Raw genomic sequence first — 18,851 nt, 5'->3', positions numbered from 1 at the left:
GAGCTAGAAGGCAAGCTCTTCCAGCATCCGCAGCGATGTCACCTGCCAATGCGATGCGGCCCGTTCGATCACCCCGCGACGTTCCAACTGGCTGATTGCCCGCGACGCCGTTTCGCGCGATGTCTGCGCTTGCACCGCAAGAGCCGACACCACCGGCACGGGGGCTATCCGGCCGTCACCATCCGCCAGATCGCGCAATTCGCTATAGACGCGGCCCTTGGCGCTGAGCGTAACGCGCGCGGCCAACCGGCCCAGCACATTGGCAAGCTGGCCCGCATATAATGCGGCCAGACCGCTGGCGATGGCGGCGTGGCTGCGCGCCAATTCGCGAAGCTGCGCGGTGCCGATAACCAACATTTCGACCGCCTCTTGCGCCACTGCTTCTACGCTGTGCGTTCCGGCATCAGGGAAGGAACCGAAGATTTCGCCCGGTTCGACAGTAGCGACTTGCGTATATTGCCCCTCGCTGCCGAGGGCGCGCAGACCCACCGATCCGGCAATAACGAATTGGCAATCGCGGCTTTCGTCGCCTTGCAATGCAATTGTCCGCGATGGTTCGGCTGTGGTGAAACGCAGGCTCGCATTGAGCGCCTCTGCCTCGGCGGTATCGCAGCCGAAGATTGCCTGGACAACAGAGATGCGCTCCGCCTGATCCATCAGGGAGCTTTCCATTGATTGTGTTTGACCATGATCTGCTTGAACAACCCGCTTTCAAGATGTTCGCCCAGCCAGCGTTGCAGATGCGGCAAGGGCTGCGCATCGAACCATTCGCGGTCGGTATTGGCGAATTGCCGGATAAAGGGAAAAGTCGCGATATCCGCCATGCTGCGCGATGTACCGCATAGGTAGCGGCTTTGGGCCAGCCGTTCCTCCAGCTGCTCCAGAATGGCATAGGCACCCGCGCGATGCTCTGCCGGGTCACTGTCATGCCGGGTGGAATATTTGTACCGGTCTAGATGGTGTTTGAAGGGGCCGTCAATCATCGCAATAAATTCACGATCATCGCCCGAAAGCCAATCTTCGGGATCGCTTTGCCCCAGCGACCAGCGCATCACATCGATACTCTCGTCGATTACCGTGCCATCATCCAGCACCACTACCGGAACGGTGCCCTTGGGCGAGGCTTCGAGCATCGCCTCGGGCTTGTCGCGCAGCACAACCTCGCGGTGCTCAACCGCAGTCTCGCTGATCGCCAGCGCCATTCTTGCGCGCATCGCATAGGGGCAGCGGCGGAAACTGTAGAGAATGGGTTCAGCCACTGGCGGCCTCCTGCGCATCATCGCCAATATGCGCCTCGCCGCGCTGCTTTGCGAGCTCGGCCTGCTTCTGCCGCTCGGCATATCGGGCGCGCTGTTCGTCGCTCTTGGTGTGGTAACAATTGGGGCAGCTGATGCCGTCTTCGAACAGATCGGATTTCAGATCCTCCGGCCCCATCGGATTGCGGCAGGCGCGACATAAAGTGTGCGTGCCGACTTCCAGCCCGTGCTTCACGCTCACCCGCTCGTCAAACACGAAACATTCGCCTTCCCAACGGCTTTCTTCCTCGGGCACGGTTTCGAGATATTTGAGGATCCCGCCTTTGAGGTGATAGACATCTTCCATGCCTTCGCTCTTGAGGAAGGCAGTAGATTTTTCGCAGCGGATTCCCCCGGTGCAGAACATCGCGATTTTGGGCTGTTTGCCTTTTGCCTCAAACTCGGCGCGTTTGGCACGGAACCATTTGGGAAACTCGCGGAAGCTGGTGGTTTCGGGATCGATTGCACCGGTGAAAGTGCCGATCCCGACCTCGTAATCATTGCGCGTGTCGATCACGATGGTGTCGGGATCATCGATCAGATCGTTCCAGTCTTGCGGCGAAACATAGGTCCCGACATCGCCCACCGGATCGAGATCGGGCTGACCCATCGTCACGATCTCTTTCTTGATCCGCACTTTCATCCGCAAGAACGGCATTTTCGGCGCGCGCGAGAATTTGACTTCGATATTCTCGCATCCGGGGATCGCACGAATGTGGTCCAGCACGGCATTTATTGCATCATCCGAGCCGGCGATGGTTCCGTTCAGCCCTTCATGCGCGACCAGAATAGTGCCACGCACGCCCTGTTCCTCGCATAATGTGGCGAGCGGCGTGCGGACAGCTTCGCGATCCTCGAATGGCGTGAACTGATACAGCGCGGCAACACAGATCGGGTCGATTGCGGAATCGGATTGGCTAGCAGGCTGCGTCATGCCCGCCATATAGGCGGAATTGCGCGAATTGGTAGAATCTATGCCCGCTTGCCCGGCCCCATAAAGCCGAACAGATGCCCGGCCACTTTGCGCATTTGTATTTCCTCGGACCCTTCGGTGATGCGATAGCGGCGGTGATGGCGGTAAATATGCTCGAAGGGCTTATGCCGCGAATAGCCGATTCCGCCGTGCACTTGCATCGCCGTGTCGGCTGCTTCGCAGACAAGCCGGTTGGCTTTGTAGTTGCACATGGAGACCTTGTCGGAGAGATATTTGGCGACATCGGGCTTGGGCATCGAATCCATTTCCGCCGCCGTCTTCCAGATCAGCAGGCGCAGCATTTCCGCATCGGTTTGCAGCTCGACCAGCGGGAACTGGATCGCCTGATTGACCGACAATGGCTTGCCGAAAGGCTTGCGCTCGCCCGCATATTTCACCGCCTCGTCGATGCAATATTGCGCCGCGCCGAGCGAGGAAGCGGCCTGGCGGATGCGGTTTTCGTGGACGAAGCCTTGCGCGCAGGCGAGCCCGTAATCGAGATCACCAAGAATGGAGTCTGCCGGAATCCAGACATTGTTGAGCGCGATCTTGGGGTGATCGGTGGGCATGTTGAAAGTCCACAGATACTCGCCAATGGTGAAGCCTTCGGTGCCGTAAGGGACGATGAAACAGCCGATGCCCTTGGGGCTGCCATCCTCTCCCGAATGGCGGGCGAAGACCATGCAATGCGTCGCGACATGGCTGCCGGTGGTCCACATTTTCTCGCCATTGATCAGCCAGCCATCTACGCCGTCACGCGTTTCGCGCACCGCGCGGGTTTCCATCCATGTGGCATCGCTGCCATGCGCCTCTTCGGTCAGGCCAAAGCTCCAGCGGATTGTGCCATCGAGCATACCGGGGATCAGGTCGCGCTTTTGCTCTTCGGTCCCGAAATCGCGCACCAGCAGCGGCTGGACCAGATTGCCGACTATGCTGCTTTCATTCTGCAGATCGTTGTGCAGGCCCAGCCCCTTATGCGCCAGATGATGCCGGATCGCGGCCATCGCCAGATTGCTGCCATCCTTGCCGCCGAATTCTTTGGGGAGGGCAAAGCGATAATGCCCCGCCGCGTCCGCCACGCGCCGCATTTCGCGCAGCAGATCTTCCCATTCTTCGGTCGGCAAGCCGCCATTGTCCCAATCGGTCCGGCTGTTTTCGCGCCGGTGATCGAAGAAACGGATATTGTCGTCGCGCTGCTCAATGGGTTTGATCTCGGCCTCGATAAAGCTGTCGAGTTCGGCGAGGTAATCGGTGATTTCAGCGGGCAGTTCGAACATCATGGGCTTAATCTTCTCCGGTCCATTTCTTTCGCGCGACGGTAAGGGCGGGGTATTTGGGGGAGTCCACTTTGACTTTCGCCATGGCCCGCATGCGTAGAGTCTTGAGTGCCTCTGTGCTTATTCTACCAATCCCATCTTCAGCACGGTCTATTGCTCTTTCATGAAAGTGGAGATCCCAGCCTCCGTCCATCTCTTCGCGCTTCAGAATGCCAAGGGCGTTGCGTGCGACAGCGGCCTGGAACTGATCATGTGGCTGCAACTGTTCTTTGATTGTACCAATCCACTCAGCCACAGCCGTAAGAACCTCCGGCATTGTTGCTTCGCCAGATTCAGTATCTTCTAAATCGTCGAACCAATGTGAGTATTCGGACTGCGCTTCCTCCGGCGCGTCTTCCTCCAGCAGCATCAGCAGGTCCAGCTCTTGCTCGCTGGTGCGGCGCGAGATCACGACGCGTTCGAGCATCCGGTCTTCGCCGCTGCGCCAGATTTGCGCCATGCGTAGGCAGCCAAGCGCCCACCACACGGTGCGGTAGATCGTCCAGAAGCGGAAACGCTCGCGGTCGACTTTCCGCCCGCTTTCGGCCTCGTAAGCAGCGAAATAGTCTTCCAGCGAACCCAGCCCCAGCGCGGGCCGGTCATATCGTGCAAAGCGCCATACGGCCATGCAGCCAAACGCCAAGTCTTCATGCGGATCGCCAAAATGTGCCAGTTCCCAATCGAGCACGCCGGTCAGACGCGAGCCTTCTGCGAGCAGATTACCCAGCCGATAGTCGCCGTGATTGAGCACCGGTTCGACCGTCTCGGGCACATTGTCGGCAAGCCATTTGAGCCCCAGCGCGATGATCGGCCGGTCCCCGCCGGCTTCCTCGAATTGCTGACGCAGCCCCGCGATTCCCTCGGCATAGTCGAGCTCGGGCACATTATCGGGCAAAGCATCGCGCTTTATCGCGTGGATGCGCGCCAGATCACGTGCCGCTTCCTTCAGCAAGCCGCTGGCATCCTCCATCGCCAAAATGGCGCGCGGATCGGGCGTTCCAGGGAGCGCGCGCATGATAAAGCCGCTGCCGAGGCTGTCTTCAGGCTCCAGGTCGGCCACAACTTCGGGCGCGGTCACGCCTGCTGCATGGGCCGCGCGGACAATCGCCGCTTCGCTATCGTGGCCGAAGGGCCGCTCGGCCATGAATTCCAGACTTGGCGCGCGGCGCAAGACATAGGGTTCGCCAGCGAATACGAACCGCCAGCTTTCCATTGTCGCCCCGCCGGTCAGGCGCATGCAATCGGTCACCTCGCCTTCGCCAATCGCGCGGCGCATTATCTCTTGCAGAAGGGGCTGGATGGAATCGCTCAAATTACGCCGCCCTCCAATAGAGCAGACCGTCTTCGCCTCGTTCGCCCAATCCTTTGGTCCCCACCGGTTCGCTGGCGCCATTGGTTAGAAAAGCGATCATGGCTTCGTTATCGCCTGCAACCTTGGCGAGGAAGCGTGCGCCCTGTCCATTGCGCGCAGCGACAACTCCATCGCGCGGCGATCCGTCGCGGTTGTAGAACATGGTATAGCTCTCGACCGTGCCTTCGCCTTCATGGGCTTCGTCGACCACAGGTGCCGGTTCGCGCTTGGCATCGGCTTGCGCCTGATAGTCAAAGCTGCGCGGGAAGATCGCACCGGCAACCGGCTGATTGGACAGCACAATTGTGTGATTATGCGTTGCATAGCCGCCATTGGCGAACAGCAAGCCGCTGGTTCCTTCGCGCCGCAATTTCTCCGCCAAAGCGACCACTGCGTGGCTCATATAATTGCCAATGGGGCCTCCGCCAAAAGTCAGGCCGCCAAACAGCGTGGCCTCGCGATCCTTGGGCCAACCGATCACCCGCCGCGCCATTTTGGGGACGCAGGGGAAGCACGAATAAAGCTCCGCAAAGTCGATGTCGCCGACTTCCATTTGGTTGAGCCGCAAAGTCTCGGTCAGCGAGACTTCCATCCCCGCGGAATAGTCATAGCGGTCGCGCAGCAGGATATCGTCATCCTCATGCGCCGCCGCGCCGTTGCCGATATAGATGATACGGTCCTCTGCCACGCCATTTTCGCGCGCCAGTTCGAGGCTGGTAACGATGAAACCCGCGCCCTGATTGACCGATGAATTGGCAACCATGAATTTGGTATAGGGGAAAGCGATTGGCCTGTTGTCCATCGACGCTTCGCAAATTTCCCCTGGCGATTTTTCCGCTTTGATCCAGGCGCCATCGCTGTGCGCAGCGACCTTGGAGAATAGCGACCAAATTGCGCCGCTTTCCGCCTGTCCTTCGGCCAAAGATTGGCCCCATGCCGCGCGTGTGGCGTTTTCATAGAGCGGGTAAATATCGACCGGTGCGACCAGGCCATATTGCGCATGATAGCCGGGGGCAGAGCGGTTCTTTCGCGAGCGCATTCTGTTGTGATCGGACGCGCTGCCGCCTTTGGCCAGCGCTGCCAGCTGCGCGGCTGTCCGCAAAGCTTCTGCGCCGACTACTGCCGCGACTTCTATCTCGCCCGCACCGATCGCATTGGCGGCTTCGTTGAGCAGCTTTATCGGGCTGTCACCCATTGGCATTGGTGTTTGCACGCGATGTTCGGGCGCTATTCCCAGCGCCTCTGCAACAGCATCGACCACCGGATTGAGATGGGGGTGCGAAATCGGGCACACCACCGCCAGCGAATTTGCCTTGTCGATCCACCCGCCGCCGGCATCCTTGTCGGCCCGCTGCAGCGCCGCGGCCATCAAACCTATCGGGTCAAGGCCGTCTTTAGGATCATCAGGCCGGTCATTGATCTGGCCGACACCAATGATGACAGGCGTATGGGCAGGGTCATTGGGCATGCAGATCAGCTCGCTTTCGTGGGAACGGGTTTGCCAAGGATTACATCGGATATGATCCGCTGCTGGATTTCGCTGCTGCCTTCGAAAATCTTGGTCAGCCGCGCATCGCGCCAATGCCGTTCAACCGCGTGCAAAGTGGTGTAACCTGCCCCGCCAAGAATTTGCAGCGCTTCGCTGGTCACGCGCTCTGCCATTTCGGCAGCGTAATATTTGACCATCGATGCTTCCTTGTCGCAGCGGCGACCGGAATCGAGTTCGTTGCACACGAAATACATCAGTTGCCGCGCGGCTTCGACTTCGGTTGCCATGGTCGCGATTTTGAACCGGATGGCCTGGAAATTGGCAATCGGTTCGCCGAATTGTTCGCGTTCCTTGGCAAAGGCAATCGCATCTTCCAGCGCACCGCGGGCAAGCCCGATGGAACGCGCGGCGGTGTGCGCCCTTGCGCCTTCCAGACCGGACACGATGGCTTTGAACGCATTGCCCTCTGCATCGCTTTTCGGGCCGGCCGGGGTCCGTGCGCCGTCGAAGGCCAGTTCAAATGTCTTCCATCCGTGATAGCCGATTTTCGGAATGGCATTGCCCGAGACGCCTTGCGGGAACTCTCCGCGCGGTTTCTCGAATGTTAGCGATGTCAGCCCGGCCCAGCGCGGTGCGTCGGGATCATTCTCGGTCCGGCAGACGACCTGCATGAAATCGGCCCGGTCGGCAAAGGTACACCAATATTTGCTGCCGGTAACGACCCATTCGTCGCCATCGCGCACGGCCTTGCATTGGACAGCGGCAACATCCGAACCCGCGCTTGGTTCGGACATGGAGAATGCGCCCAGATATTGCCCCTTGGCCATCCGGCGGATCCGCTCATCGCGTTCTTCCTCGGTCAGGCCGGGGACCGATTTGTAGAACAGATTGCCCCGCGCAATCAGCGATCCCACGCTCATCCACGCGCGCGATAATTCTTCTGCCACCAGACAATATTCAAAGAACCCCAGGCCCAATCCGCCATAGCTTTCGGGAATGAGGATTCCGAAAAACCCCAGCTCCCCCATCCGGTCGACCAGATCCTGCGGAATTTCGCCCTTTTCGGGGTCCAGTGCATTGGCAATCGGCAGCACTTCATTGACAGCAAAATCGCGCGCCATTTGCTGAATCATCACGCGCTCTTCGGTCATATAGCCTTGGCTCGGGCGCGGATCGGGTTTGTCCATCATCGGCAGTGATGCTCTTGTTTTCTTTTGCGGTTGTTTGGGTGAACCTGCCTGAAGCAAGCGCCAATGTCGATTTCAAATCGAAATTGTTTTCACTTCACCAGATCATGTGCGCCTGCGGCGATCCCGCCATTTTCGTGCGCCACGCCGGGAATGACCCGCAAAGACCAGTTGAACTCGGTGCCCAGCTCTTCGGCCAGCTTTTTACCCGCTTCGTAGAAGCTTTTGCCGCGCGCGAAGCGGTGCGGGCCTTGCGCCATTGCCGGTTTGGTTCGCCGCAGACTTTCGTGATGCCTGTCGGTGTCGGCATCACCCAGCAATATCACGACATCCTGCGCCAACGCCTCTTTCATCATCGCTTCCGACACGCCCAGACCTTTGAGGCCATAGGGGAACGCAATGTCCGGATCGGGGGCAGTGTACCAACCTGCATTGGCGGGAAGATAGCGGGTGACGCGCGCTTCGGGCGTTATGAACAGGAACCGGTGCACGAATTGCGAGCCGGCCGAGTGACCATAGAGCGTGTATTGCTGCTGTTTTCCTTCCAGCTTGGCCACCGCGAAATCGAACAAAGGTTCAATGGCGGCGAAGGACCATTCGCCTTGCGGATTGATCTGCTTGCCGCCCCGCGCCCACATATTGCCGAGATTGTAGCTCCGCGAGCCGGGAAAGTCGTTTCGGGAAAATTCGGGGGCGATCACGATAAATCCATCCTGATCGGCAAAAGGTACCCATTCTTCCAGATAACGGCGCGGGTCGCGTTTGGCGCCGTGCATGACAATCAGAACCGGCGCGGTTTTCCGGTCTATTCCTGCGGGGACATAGGCCCAAACGGGTAGATCGGGCCCGGCCCAGCCGGTGAATTCGAACTTACTTCGTCCATCCGCCATCGGCTCGGCAGACCACGCGGGTTTTTCGGGCGTGCTGGCCGATGATCGGGGCTGTTGGTCCACATCGCGCGCAGATGGCTGGCCAACCAGTAGCAACGCCGAAACTGCCAAAATCACGGTGGGAATTGTGCGAAGTAAGCTGGTCAATGAAAGCCCCCGTTTCAGGCAGATGGTAGGGTGTTTAGGCGGAAGGTCAAAGCGCGAAACCGCGTTGGACAGAGTTATTTCCTCTCATTAGGGCTTAAGTCATGAAATCGGCCTATGCTGGGCCGATGGAACAGATATTTGGCAAATGGGGGGCAAATGTGACCGACGCAGCACGCGCGCCGGCTCTTGCTGCCGAACTCGCGGCACGTGCCGAGCGCTGGATGCTCGGTTCCGCATTTCCCTTTTGGGCCAAACAGGCTCCCAGTCCCGATGGCGGCTTCTTCGAAAGGCTCAGCCTTGATGGCCGACCTGTCACAGGGGAAGACAGCCGTGTGCGCGTGCAAGCACGGATGGGATATTCCTTTGCGCTCGCCGCCGAACTTGGGTGGGATCGAGAGCAATCGCGTCAATTGGCAGAGCGCGCCGTTGCGGTACTCGCAAAGGAGTGCCGGCGTGATGATGGCCTTTATGGCCGTATGGTTCGCCCCGGTCGCGGCCTGACTGATGATACTGCGCAGGCCTATGATACGGCCTTTGCATTGCTTGCATTTGCCACGGCCTATCGCACATTGGGGCTCGAAAGTGCGAGACAAGCCGGGGAAGAGCTATCGCAAGCAATCGATAGTGAATTGATCCGTCCGGCAGAGGAAGGCGGCTATAAAGAGCAGTTGCCCGCGCCCGCAATCCGCGCGCAGAATCCGCATATGCATCTGACCGAAGCATCGATCGCTTGGTTCGAGGCGAGCGGTGATCCGGCCTCGCTGAAACGCGCAGAAACAATTGTAGGCTTCCTCCGGCAACGCTTTTTCCGCGATGATCTGGGTTTGCTGGTTGAATTTGATGGCGTCGAAGATGCCGAGAATCGCACGGAAGCCGGACATATGTTCGAATGGGTCTGGATTCTGGGCCGTTTGCGCGCGCTCGGCGGTGCGGTTCCGGAAGGTTTTGCAGACGCCATGCATACGGGCGGTCTGAAACTGATCGATGGTCTTGGCTATCTGCCGCTGTCGCAGAATTTGCACAGAGCGGTAGTCGCGCCGCAGCAGCGGACATGGGGGCCGACCGAAATGCTCAAAGCGCATATTGCGCAGTGGCGCGCGCAGCCGTCGGACGAACGCGCCGTGATGGTTGTCACCACGGCGCAAAACCTGTTCGCCGACCATATTGACGGTGCGTTACCGGGGGCATGGATCGACACGATTTCACCCGCGCGCGACCCGCTGATCACCGATATTACCCCCGCGACCGGGTACCATGTTTTCCTGGCATTCAAGGAATTGATGGATTTTGCGCGCGAGCTCGCTACGCACCAGTAACCGGCCTGTGCGGGGCGACTGACTAGAGCTGGCCGAGCAGCTCCAGATGATGGTCCACCGATGATGAAATCGAGTAGCGCTCTGCGATTGCGCGGCCTTGTGCCGGGCGGGTCGAGCGTTCAAGCGCCGCTTTGATACCGGCAGCCAGCGCTGCGTCGTCGCCAATTGGTGCGATGTCGCGGCCAAGCGGTGCAAGCACATCGGTTAGCCCTTCCGCGCAAGCGGTTGTCACCACATCGCAGCCGCAGGCCAATGCTTCGAGCGGCACTGCCGGCAGGCCCTCCCAGCGCGAAGACAGCACGAGAATATCGCTCTGCGCATAGATCGCGGTCGGATCGGGCTGGAACCCTTCGAAACTGACGCGATCAGCAATGCCAAGCTGCACGGCCTGTTCGCGCAGCTCCCCCTCCAGCGATCCATTGCCGAGCAATCGCATATGCCATGGAATGTCGCGGATCCGCGCCAGCGCTCTCAGCAAAGTCGCGTGGTCTTTTTGATATTCAAACCGCCCGACCGAAAGAAGCATATTGCCCGTTTCTTTTGTCCGTCCGGCACCCGTTTCCAGCATGCGCTCGGTCACATAGGGATTACGCACCGCGCGAAACCGGTCCGCGACAGTGGGCATCATCCGCGCATAGGCGCGCTGGTCGGCCTCACTCAATGTCAGGCAAAGATCACCCAAGGCTGCGGTCAGGCGGAAACGCTGCGCACGCAGCGCACCGCGCAACCTTCCCATTGTCGGGCGAACCACCGGATTGGTGATCTTCTGGATAATTTTGGTGCTTTGTGCCCCGGCCAATTTGCGCGCGCAAGCAATCGACAAATTGCTTTGATTCCCCGCGGAAAAGATCGCTTGTGGCCGATATTTGCGGATCATCCGGGCAAGCGCGGGTGTTTGGGCGAACAGTTTAAAGCCGCGGCTGCCAAATCCGATTGTCGGCACCATGCGCACCGTTACCTTGTCCGAAATCAGATCGGCTAGCAGACCTTCGCGTTTGGATAGCCACAATTCGGCAGGCAAGCCGCGCGCGGCCATTTCATTGGCTAGCAAAATCGCCACCCGGTCGAGCCCGCCATTCGCCGGTTCGAACAGGAAATGCACAATCGGGCGCTGATTATCGGACATTGGCGCCTTGGGCATCCGCTTTCCGGGCATTGGCCAGAATAGATTTAACCAGTTCGAGATCGGCGGGCTTGTCAACGTCGATTACGGCCTCGGCCTGCGACATCACAACGGGCTTCGCTTCCACACCCAGGCGCCCACCGGCTTTGCGCACGGCATTGGCGAAGGAAATTGTTCGCGTCAGCGCGCGGAAGAGCAGCACCGGGCCGAAGCGCGACAGGATCGACAGGCTCTTCTTGCGGTCCTGCTCGACGGTGGACCACAGGTTCAGTGCCCGCATGACCTTGTCATTGCGCAGCGCGAACAAATTGGCTCCTGAAAAATGGCCGTCGGAAAATTTCAGCCATGTACGTCTGGTCGCCGGATAGGATTTCTCGACAACCGATCTTTCGCCGACACCGATTGAGAGATCAGCCCCGCCCGAATTGTCCAGAAATTCTTCCACCATTCCGGTGGTCAGCAAGGCGTGATCCGCAGTGGTCACCAGCACCGGCCAGGGGGCAGTATCGCTGCCGGCAATCTTGGCAATGCTTGCCGCTATGCCTGCGCCGCTGGCGGCCAATCGCACTTTGGGATTATTGGCCAGCGCGGCAGTATCCCCGACCAGCAGTTTCTCCGGATCCTGCGCCAGAATAACCAGATTTGCGATCTTTTCGCTGGCCAGCAAAGCTGCACAAACCCGCGCGAGCATGGATTGGCCGTCAATCGCAATCAGCGCCTTGAATGTCTCGCCGCTCGCCTGCGCCAACGGATCGACCCCGGGGCGCTGCCCCGCCAGGACAATCGCTGTCCAGCCGCTCTCAGACATTTGACGCCTCTTTGCGGACAGCGCGATCAGGAAATTCGCGATTCAGAAAATCCGCAATGGCATCCGCCGCGCGGTGTGAAGATCTTGCATCAGCTTTAATGTCGATCGCATCGGCGAATATTTCGGCCTGCCTCTTTGCATAGGCTGCCTGCTCGGCAGCGGGAAGGTTCAGCGCGGCTTCGAAATCAGCGAAATCATCAACAACCGGGCCGAAATTCCAGAAGAAATAACTCTCGTCATTCCGCCAATCTGCATCATGTGAATTGAGAAAGATCGCCGGGCGGGGCCGCTCGATAAATTCATACACCTGGCTGCTGACATCGCCGACATAGACATCGGCCATGCGGGTATAGGTCATGTCGACGCTGTTCAGGCTGCCCTCGTCGATATGGATATGATCCAGCGACTTGAAACGGTCGGGTATTGCTTTGCGGATTTTCATCACCCGATGTTCGACCGAAGCCAGAACCTTGCGCCGGAACAGCATCACATGCGGCGCGACGATCAGATTATATCTGTCCTGATTGGCAAAATATTCGAGCATCGGAATGCCGAATTTGAACCATGATGACAGTTTCGGATCGAAATGTGGATTGTAGAAAACCGTGGGACGATCATTGTCGAAAATCGGCGTTTCACCGGTCGCGGTGCGGGAATCGAATTTGGGATAGCCCACCACGGCGGAGGCGCCTTCCCTCACGACCCGTGATTCGAGCATGCGCGCGCGGGTTTTCTCCCCGGGCAGCATAACGAAATCGAAATGCGCGATATCGGGCGACACGCAGATACTGCGATCTCCTGCGCCATGAGGGATATGGATCAGGCGGGTATCTGTCAGTCCTAGCTTGGTCTTGAGCAAGGTGGTGGTGGTTTCGGGCACGACCAAAGCGTCATAGCTGCCCAGCAAGTCGCGATTGGCCGTGAGAAATCCGATGCGGCCAAGCGGGGCGGCGGAACCAATCAGCTTTTCGGCAAAACTCAGTGCCTTGCTGCGTTTTAACGCGTGGATTTTCGGTTCGGGTAGCGCCGGATCGAGATGGCGCTTCACTGCCTCTGTCTGCGCCTCGCTGGAAGAGAGGATTTCGACCGTGATCGAGGGATATTGGCGTTGAAGCGCGGAAATAATCGGCGCGGTATGCGCGACCTGATGCAATTCATCGTGATTGTAAAGAAAGCCGACTTTTAACGGCGCAGATGCGTCCGCCGAACCCGGTGTATCGATTGGACGAGGAGAGTTCATTTCAGGTCGATACCGCCAAGGTCAAAAAACTGGATACGCATTGTGAATTTTTCCTAGCTCGCTTAGTGACGCTTCATACCCGTATCAAGGGTATCGACCGCAACTTCGCACTCGCTGCAAAACTCTGAAAGCCCCGAAATGACTGCCGACCAACCGCCGATAGCAGGCGAACGCAGAGATTTGCGGCGTGGGGCCTTGCAATTGCTCGGAGGCTCGGGCGTGCGGATCTTCGCGCGCGTTTTGCTGATCACATTCGTCGCGCGAATGTACGGAATCGAAGATTTCGGGCGGATGGGCGAAACCGTCGCGATGATAGAGCTGCTCGCGACATTGGCGACTTTCGGCCTGTCCAAAACCTTGCTTGGCAAATTGGGCGGAGAAAACGGCGACGACGACGATGTGGGCCGGCATATCGTTAATGCGGCGGTGCTTGCTGGCACTTTATCGACCGTGCTGGTGGTTGTCCTGTGGATTTCATGGCCGCTCTTTGCCTCGGCAGATCTGGCCGGTTTCCAGTTCGTTTTGCTGGGCATCCCGCTGATCGCATTGGCTGAAGTTGCAACCACCGCAACCCGGCATTTCCGCACGGCGTTTTGGGACATGTTTGTTAAGGCGTTCGTGCGGCCGTGGAGTTTCCTGCTGCTGAGCGTGGCAGCTTATTTCGGCCTTATCGGTGCAAGCTTGCCTTCGGGTCAGATCGTCACGTCCCAAATGGCGTTGCTGTCATCCTATGTCCTATCGCTGCTGCTCACCGCGGGCGCGGCGATATTCGCGCTCAAGCGGGCCTTTGGCGCGCATTTTTTCAAACGGTCGGGCAAACCTATCGGCAAGAGCGTTATCGATTTGGCGAAGCTGAGCTGGCCAACCGCGCTCAATGATACCGGCCTGTTCGCTTTCCGGCGGATCGATGTCATCATTCTGGCTGTTGTTGCGGGGCCTGCGGAAACGGCGGTCTATTACATGGCCCGGCAGATCAGCACGGTAATCGAGAAAGTCCGGCATTTGTACGAACCCGTACTCGCGCCGATCATCGCGCAGAGCAAATCGCTTGAGACGATCGGTTCGCATTTGGCGCGGCTGGGGCTGCTGATTTTCGCGGTGCAGCTGCTGGCCTTGTGCTTGCTCGCGGTGTTTGGCGGAACACTGCTGAGCTGGCTGGGGGCCGGTTTTGCGACCGGATTACTGGTCTTGCTGGTGATCCTGATCGGCGAATTGTTCGATGGCGGTTTTGGCCTATGCGAACTGCCGATGGTTTACCGCAACCCTGCTTGGCCGCCGCGCCTCGTATTGGCATCGCTGGCGCTAGAGATCGGTCTGGTCTGGATACTCGCGCAGAAATTCGGCGCGCTGGGTGCGGCAATCGGCTTTGCGATTTCGATGTTCGCGCTGGCTGCCATGCGGCTGTGGATGGTCCGATCGCTCTATGGGTTCAAAGTACTGAGCATCAAACATGTCGCACTTGTGGTTATTGCTGTTGTGGCACTGTTCCTGATCAATCTTGTCTGGCCGCTGTCATTCTTGTGAAGCGTGAGCCAAGCGGAAATTTGTAACCCCTTGTAAATTCCCGGCGCTTTTTTGGATTTTTCGCTGCTTTTTCGTGTAGTATCCCGCGAAGAGCGTATCGCATCGCGATTTTTGGGAGCCATTATGACCGCTTTTGCCAGAGCCTTTATTGCCGCTTGCCTATGCATGGTCGTTGCATTCGCGCCCGCACAGGCTGACGCGAATGATGGCGAAACGATAAGCTACAGAGTCAAGCGCGGGGATACGCTGTTCTCGCTTGCGGACCGTTATTTTGTCGGGCGCCATGTCGTCAGTCAGGTCGCACGGCAGAACAACATTCGCAATTCCAATCTGATCGCCACCGGGCGGTTGATCCGTATCCCGCGTTCGCTCCTCAAATATCGCGATGTCGAATTGAAAGTTCGCAGCTTCAGCGGTCCCTCTCGGGTTTCGGACAAAGCTCCGGTTATCGGCGCGAGTTTGAAAGAAGGCGATCGTGTGGTGACGGGCGCCAACGGATTTATCAGGTTTCAGGGTGATCGCGGTGCGGTTGTCTCGATCCCCTCTAACACCTCTGCGCAGCTTGTTCGCGCGCGGCAGTATATTCTGGGCGACACGCTGGATGTCGATTTCCGGATTTCCAAGGGTCGCGGAGAAGTGGTTGCTCCAAAGCTGCGCGGGCAAGAACGGTTTCGGGTAAGAACGCCGATGGCGGTCACCGCTGTTCGCGGTACCCAATTCCGCGTGGCGCATGATGACGATGCGCGGACCAGCATCGCTGAAGTCACCGAAGGCGCAGTGGCGGTTGATGCCGGCGGGCAAAGCGGCTTGGCCGAAAGCGGTTTTGGCGTTCCCCTGACAGAAGCTGGTGTCGGTGATCCCGAAGCCCTGCTGCCCGAACCCGCGATTACCGATCCCGGATCGGTGCAAACGCGCGAGAATGTCAGTTTCGAGATTGTCCCGCTCAGCGGCGCTTCACAGTACCGTACGCAGATTGCAAACGATGCGGGTTTCACCGAGATCATCGAAGAGAATGTTGACGCGGGCACAGAAGCGGAATTCTCCAGCTTGCCCAACGGTACATTTTTTGTCCGCACACGCGGCGTCTCGCCAACAGGTGTGGAAGGTTTCTCTTCCGAGGCATATTCTTTCAAACGCAAGCGGCTGGGCGTGTCAGCAGAGGCATCGCCTTCAGTGCTCGCTGACGGTTTCAAATTCGCTTGGCTGGGGGAAGGCGAAGGCGACAGCAGTTACGCATTCCAACTGTGGAATGAACAGGCTCCCGGTCATCCCATAGTCGACGAGGTTGGGGTTCAGGACGGTGGGCTGATCGTGACGGGGCTTGAACCCGGCAAATATGTGTGGCGTGTTGCTGCCATACAGGTAGATGCGGACGGACTGTTGAAAGTCTGGTCGCCGGAGCAAAAGCTAACCGTCTCGAACTAGCAGGCGGGTTCCGCAATCCTGTTCGGAGGGTGAGTGCTGCGCAATCGCTTGTTTCTGGAATGGCTGGCCCTCTGTCTGGGCGCGTGTTTGCTTGCCATATGGTCTCTGCACGCGGGTGTCACCGACCGGATCGACACGCGAATCCTCGATTCCTCGACCGCACTGGCTGGTCCCTCGGCGTCTGAAGACATTGTAATCGTTGCGATTGATGACCGCAGTCTGGCGGCGCTCGGGCCCTGGCCTTGGTCAAGGGATGTTCATGCGCGGCTGGTCGAAGCGATGAGCGAGGATGGTGCAAGACAGATCATTTATGATGTGCTGTTTCTCGAGCCGACCGATCCCGAAGCCGACCGGCGTTTCGCGGACTCTATAGAGCGGGCGGGGAATGTCATCCTGCCGCATACATTCGGGGTAACCTCCGACAGCGGGGATATCGGGCCGGTCTATCCGCTCGCTGAACTGGTCGGCGGAGCGCGCGGGGTGGGGCATGTCTCGACCGAACCTGACCCCGATGGCGTGTTGAGGCGCTTTGCCCTGTATATCGGCGATGGCGACAAAGCTTACCCGCAATTGACCGTCGCTGCAGTGCAATCGCTGTCCGGCCCAGCCGGGCAGGACGCAGTGGCCGTGCCCGAAGCCGCAGAAAAATGGCCGGTTATTCCGATGAGCCCAGCAGGGAGTTTTTCGACCGCATCGGCGTCCAGTGTCGTCGATGGATCGCTGCCGCCCGGCTTCCTGTCCGATAAGATTGTCATAATCGGCGCCACCGCACAGGGGATGGGAGACCGGTACTCGGTCGCCGCAGGGCAGATCACGCTGATGCCGGGTGTGGAAACGCAGGCCAATCTGCTCAACACCCTGCGCGGCGGCGGTTTTATTTCAGAGACGGGAATCTGGTGGGCGGCTGCGCTGGCATGTCTGCTGATTGTCCTTCAGTTTCTGGCTTTCTGGAAGCTCCCGCCGCGGACCAACCTGATCGCCACTCTGGTTCTGATCGCGGTGACATTGCTGGGTTCGGTCGCCGCTGTGCATCTGGCGAAAAGCTGGATCCCGCCCGGCCCGATTGTGCTGGCGATGATCCTTGCCTATCCGCTGTGGAGTTGGCGACGCTTGACCTCTGTCAGCAATTTTCTGGAAACCGAGGCGCTTGCGCTGACCGGTCATGCTGACAATCAAGCCGGTTCCGGCGGGTTCGATGTGGTCGCGCGGCAAGTCGGCCGGATGAAGAGCCTGGTTCGCAATGTGAACAGCAGTTTCGAATTTCTGCACCAGATTATTGAAGCAGCGCCCGATCCCATTTTCGTGCTCAACCGTGATGGCAAAGTGGATATGTGGAATGACAAGGCGGCGAAGCTGTTTCCCGAATGGGATCTGTCACAAGAGCCTGTCTTTGCCGAATTCTTCATGGGCGGCGCGGCGTCGATTGATCATAAGGCCGGTGAAGTCAGCAGCGCTGACGGGCGAACATTCCTGATGGCAAGTGGCGCGCTGTCGGACATTTCAAAGTCAGCTGCCGAGGGTGAATTTGCCGATGGTGATGTTGTTGTCCTCAGGGATATATCGCAGCAGAGGCGGCAGGAAACCGACCGGCGCGAGATGCTGGAGTTTCTGTCGCACGATATGCGGACGCCGCAGGTGGCTATTGTTGGTCTGACGCAGAAATCTGCAGAGCAAATTAAAGGGGACGAACGGCTCGAAAGAATCCGGCTGCAAGCGCAGCGTACTTTGAAACTGGCAGATGATTTCGTCCAGCTTGCACGGCTGGAAGAAACCGAGCTGATTTTCGAAGACACCGATCTGGTGTCTTTGGCGCAGGAGTCCTGCGACCGGGCATTTACGGCGACCCGCAAGCACGGTGTCACGCTGGAGCAGCCCGACCAGGACGAACCGGTTTACGCCCAGGTGGAAGCATCGCTCATCGCGAGAATGCTGGACAATTTGATCGGCAATGCGATCAAGTTTTCCCCCTCGGGCGCGGTCGTTGTCATCCGCGTCGCTCAAGATCAGGATGACAAAGTTGTGCTGGAAGTGTCTGATGAAGGCCCCGGCCTTCCGCCCGAACGGCAAGCCGATCCCTTTGCGAGATTCGGCGCGCACAATACCAAGGCGGGGCCCAGTGTGGGCTTGGGTCTAACTTTTGTGCAGCGCGCGGTCATGAAACATGGCGGAGAGATAAAGGTTCGTTCCGGACCCGATACGGGTACGTGCTTCCGTATCAGCCTTCCGGTGAAGCAATCTTAGGCAAACCCCTGACGGCGTTCAGCCGATTGCATCGGAGACGAGCTGGTCCGCCATTGCCTGAAAAGCGTCAGCACCAAAATCGCAATCATCCGACTCGCTTTCGCCGCGATAGACAATCGCCCCGTCGCTGCGGCGATAGATCACCAGCGTACCACGCATCCGCTGCGCCTTGCATCGGTCAAACAGCCGGTTTGACCGCGGCGAGGATCGCCAGTCGATCTCAGGGGTGTTCTGTTCGGTGCTGGCAAGGCCGGTCTCCGCGTCCCTCACCGACAGAGCAAGTTCTGCGACGAAAGGGGCATCGGCCTGCTGCATTACCGAATGCGCTGCGAATGCGGTTTTTAGCGCTTCTTGCCACTGTGCACGCAACCCGCCGCGATCATCCGCTTCGGGAAATTTGATCGCGCTGGCGGATTGCAGGGTCGAAACGCTGGAATTGATTGCTGGCGGTGAATGGACCGCGCACGCCGAAAGCAGCAAAGCCATCGCCGGAAGAACCGTAAATTGCCGAATTGCTGAGTGGCCC

At 58.7% G+C, this 18,851-nt stretch carries 16 protein-coding genes; 4 read left to right on the top strand and 12 right to left on the bottom strand.

Going from position 1 to position 18,851, the window contains the following annotated elements; translation table 11 throughout:
* Window positions 1–3 precede the first annotated feature (3 nt).
* The 8 genes from GRI41_RS09175 to GRI41_RS09140 form a co-directional block, all read right to left on the bottom strand.
* Window positions 4–672 carry a Crp/Fnr family transcriptional regulator gene (locus tag GRI41_RS09175; protein WP_160604744.1) on the bottom strand — a complete coding sequence of 223 codons (669 nt, stop codon included), beginning with the start codon at window positions 670–672 and terminating at the stop codon, window positions 4–6.
* Window positions 657–1,277, bottom strand: a complete 621-nt coding sequence (locus tag GRI41_RS09170; protein WP_202388827.1) for a glutathione S-transferase — start codon at window positions 1,275–1,277, stop codon at window positions 657–659. The genes GRI41_RS09175 and GRI41_RS09170 overlap by 16 nt, the downstream gene beginning before the upstream one ends.
* The gene (gene trhO, locus GRI41_RS09165) at window positions 1,252–2,229 is read right to left on the bottom strand and encodes an oxygen-dependent tRNA uridine(34) hydroxylase TrhO (RefSeq protein WP_160604742.1); all 978 of its coding nucleotides are present in this window, start codon (window positions 2,227–2,229) and stop codon (window positions 1,252–1,254) included. The genes GRI41_RS09170 and trhO overlap by 26 nt, the downstream gene beginning before the upstream one ends.
* Window positions 2,230–2,267: 38 nt before the next feature.
* Complete coding sequence (locus GRI41_RS09160; protein ID WP_160604741.1) at window positions 2,268–3,548, bottom strand: acyl-CoA dehydrogenase family protein; 1,281 nt, start codon at window positions 3,546–3,548, stop codon at window positions 2,268–2,270.
* Window positions 3,549–3,552: 4 nt separating this feature from the next.
* Entirely contained in the window at window positions 3,553–4,896 is a 1,344-nt protein-coding gene (locus tag GRI41_RS09155) for a phosphotransferase (RefSeq protein WP_328600542.1), read from the bottom strand.
* Between the two features lies 1 nt (window position 4,897).
* Window positions 4,898–6,403, bottom strand: a complete 1,506-nt coding sequence (locus tag GRI41_RS09150) for an acetyl-CoA acetyltransferase (protein WP_160604740.1) — start codon at window positions 6,401–6,403, stop codon at window positions 4,898–4,900.
* A gap of 5 nt (window positions 6,404–6,408) precedes the next feature.
* A complete protein-coding gene (locus GRI41_RS09145) occupies window positions 6,409–7,614 on the bottom strand; it encodes an acyl-CoA dehydrogenase family protein (RefSeq protein ID WP_160604739.1) in 1,206 nt (401 codons plus the stop codon).
* An 89-nt stretch (window positions 7,615–7,703) separates the two neighbouring features.
* The gene (locus tag GRI41_RS09140) at window positions 7,704–8,648 is read right to left on the bottom strand and encodes an alpha/beta hydrolase (RefSeq protein WP_160604738.1); all 945 of its coding nucleotides are present in this window, start codon (window positions 8,646–8,648) and stop codon (window positions 7,704–7,706) included.
* Between the two features lie 101 nt (window positions 8,649–8,749).
* On the opposite strand from GRI41_RS09140, the gene GRI41_RS09135 reads away from it, so the two are divergent.
* A complete protein-coding gene (locus tag GRI41_RS09135; RefSeq protein WP_160604737.1) occupies window positions 8,750–9,964 on the top strand; it encodes an AGE family epimerase/isomerase in 1,215 nt (404 codons plus the stop codon).
* Between the two features lie 22 nt (window positions 9,965–9,986).
* Here the strand turns inward: GRI41_RS09135 and GRI41_RS09130 are convergent, their stop codons facing one another.
* From GRI41_RS09130 to GRI41_RS09120, 3 genes are read right to left on the bottom strand one after another with little or no spacing between them, the layout of a single operon-like run.
* Window positions 9,987–11,090: a glycosyltransferase gene (locus GRI41_RS09130; RefSeq protein ID WP_160604736.1), complete on the bottom strand. Its 1,104-nt coding sequence runs from the start codon at window positions 11,088–11,090 to the stop codon at window positions 9,987–9,989.
* Window positions 11,080–11,895, bottom strand: coding sequence for an NTP transferase domain-containing protein (locus tag GRI41_RS09125; protein WP_160604735.1), 816 nt, complete (start codon window positions 11,893–11,895; stop codon window positions 11,080–11,082). The genes GRI41_RS09130 and GRI41_RS09125 overlap by 11 nt, the downstream gene beginning before the upstream one ends.
* Entirely contained in the window at window positions 11,888–13,135 is a 1,248-nt protein-coding gene (locus GRI41_RS09120) for a hypothetical protein (protein WP_160604734.1), read from the bottom strand. Before GRI41_RS09120 ends, GRI41_RS09125 begins: the two co-directional genes overlap by 8 nt.
* Before the next feature lie 138 nt (window positions 13,136–13,273).
* Here GRI41_RS09120 and GRI41_RS09115 point away from each other — a divergent pair, with 138 nt between their 5' ends.
* The 3 genes from GRI41_RS09115 to GRI41_RS09105 all read left to right on the top strand — a co-directional run bounded on the left by GRI41_RS09115 (window position 13,274) and on the right by GRI41_RS09105 (window position 18,325).
* On the top strand, window positions 13,274–14,659 hold the full coding sequence (locus GRI41_RS09115) for a lipopolysaccharide biosynthesis protein (protein ID WP_160604733.1): 1,386 nt from the start codon (window positions 13,274–13,276) through the stop codon (window positions 14,657–14,659).
* A 123-nt stretch (window positions 14,660–14,782) separates the two neighbouring features.
* Window positions 14,783–16,084, top strand: a complete 1,302-nt coding sequence (locus GRI41_RS09110; protein WP_160604732.1) for a FecR family protein — start codon at window positions 14,783–14,785, stop codon at window positions 16,082–16,084.
* A gap of 87 nt (window positions 16,085–16,171) precedes the next feature.
* Entirely contained in the window at window positions 16,172–18,325 is a 2,154-nt protein-coding gene (locus tag GRI41_RS09105) for a CHASE2 domain-containing protein (protein WP_160604731.1), read from the top strand.
* An 18-nt stretch (window positions 18,326–18,343) separates the two neighbouring features.
* On the opposite strand, the gene GRI41_RS09100 is transcribed toward GRI41_RS09105, so the two are convergent.
* Window positions 18,344–18,811 carry a hypothetical protein gene (locus tag GRI41_RS09100; protein ID WP_160604730.1) on the bottom strand — a complete coding sequence of 156 codons (468 nt, stop codon included), beginning with the start codon at window positions 18,809–18,811 and terminating at the stop codon, window positions 18,344–18,346.
* Between the last annotated feature and the right edge of the window lie 40 nt (window positions 18,812–18,851).

Source organism: Pontixanthobacter aquaemixtae, from assembly GCF_009827395.1.
In the GTDB taxonomy this organism is placed as follows: domain Bacteria; phylum Pseudomonadota; class Alphaproteobacteria; order Sphingomonadales; family Sphingomonadaceae; genus Pontixanthobacter; species Pontixanthobacter aquaemixtae.
This window is presented reverse-complemented; position numbering and strand designations above follow the sequence as displayed.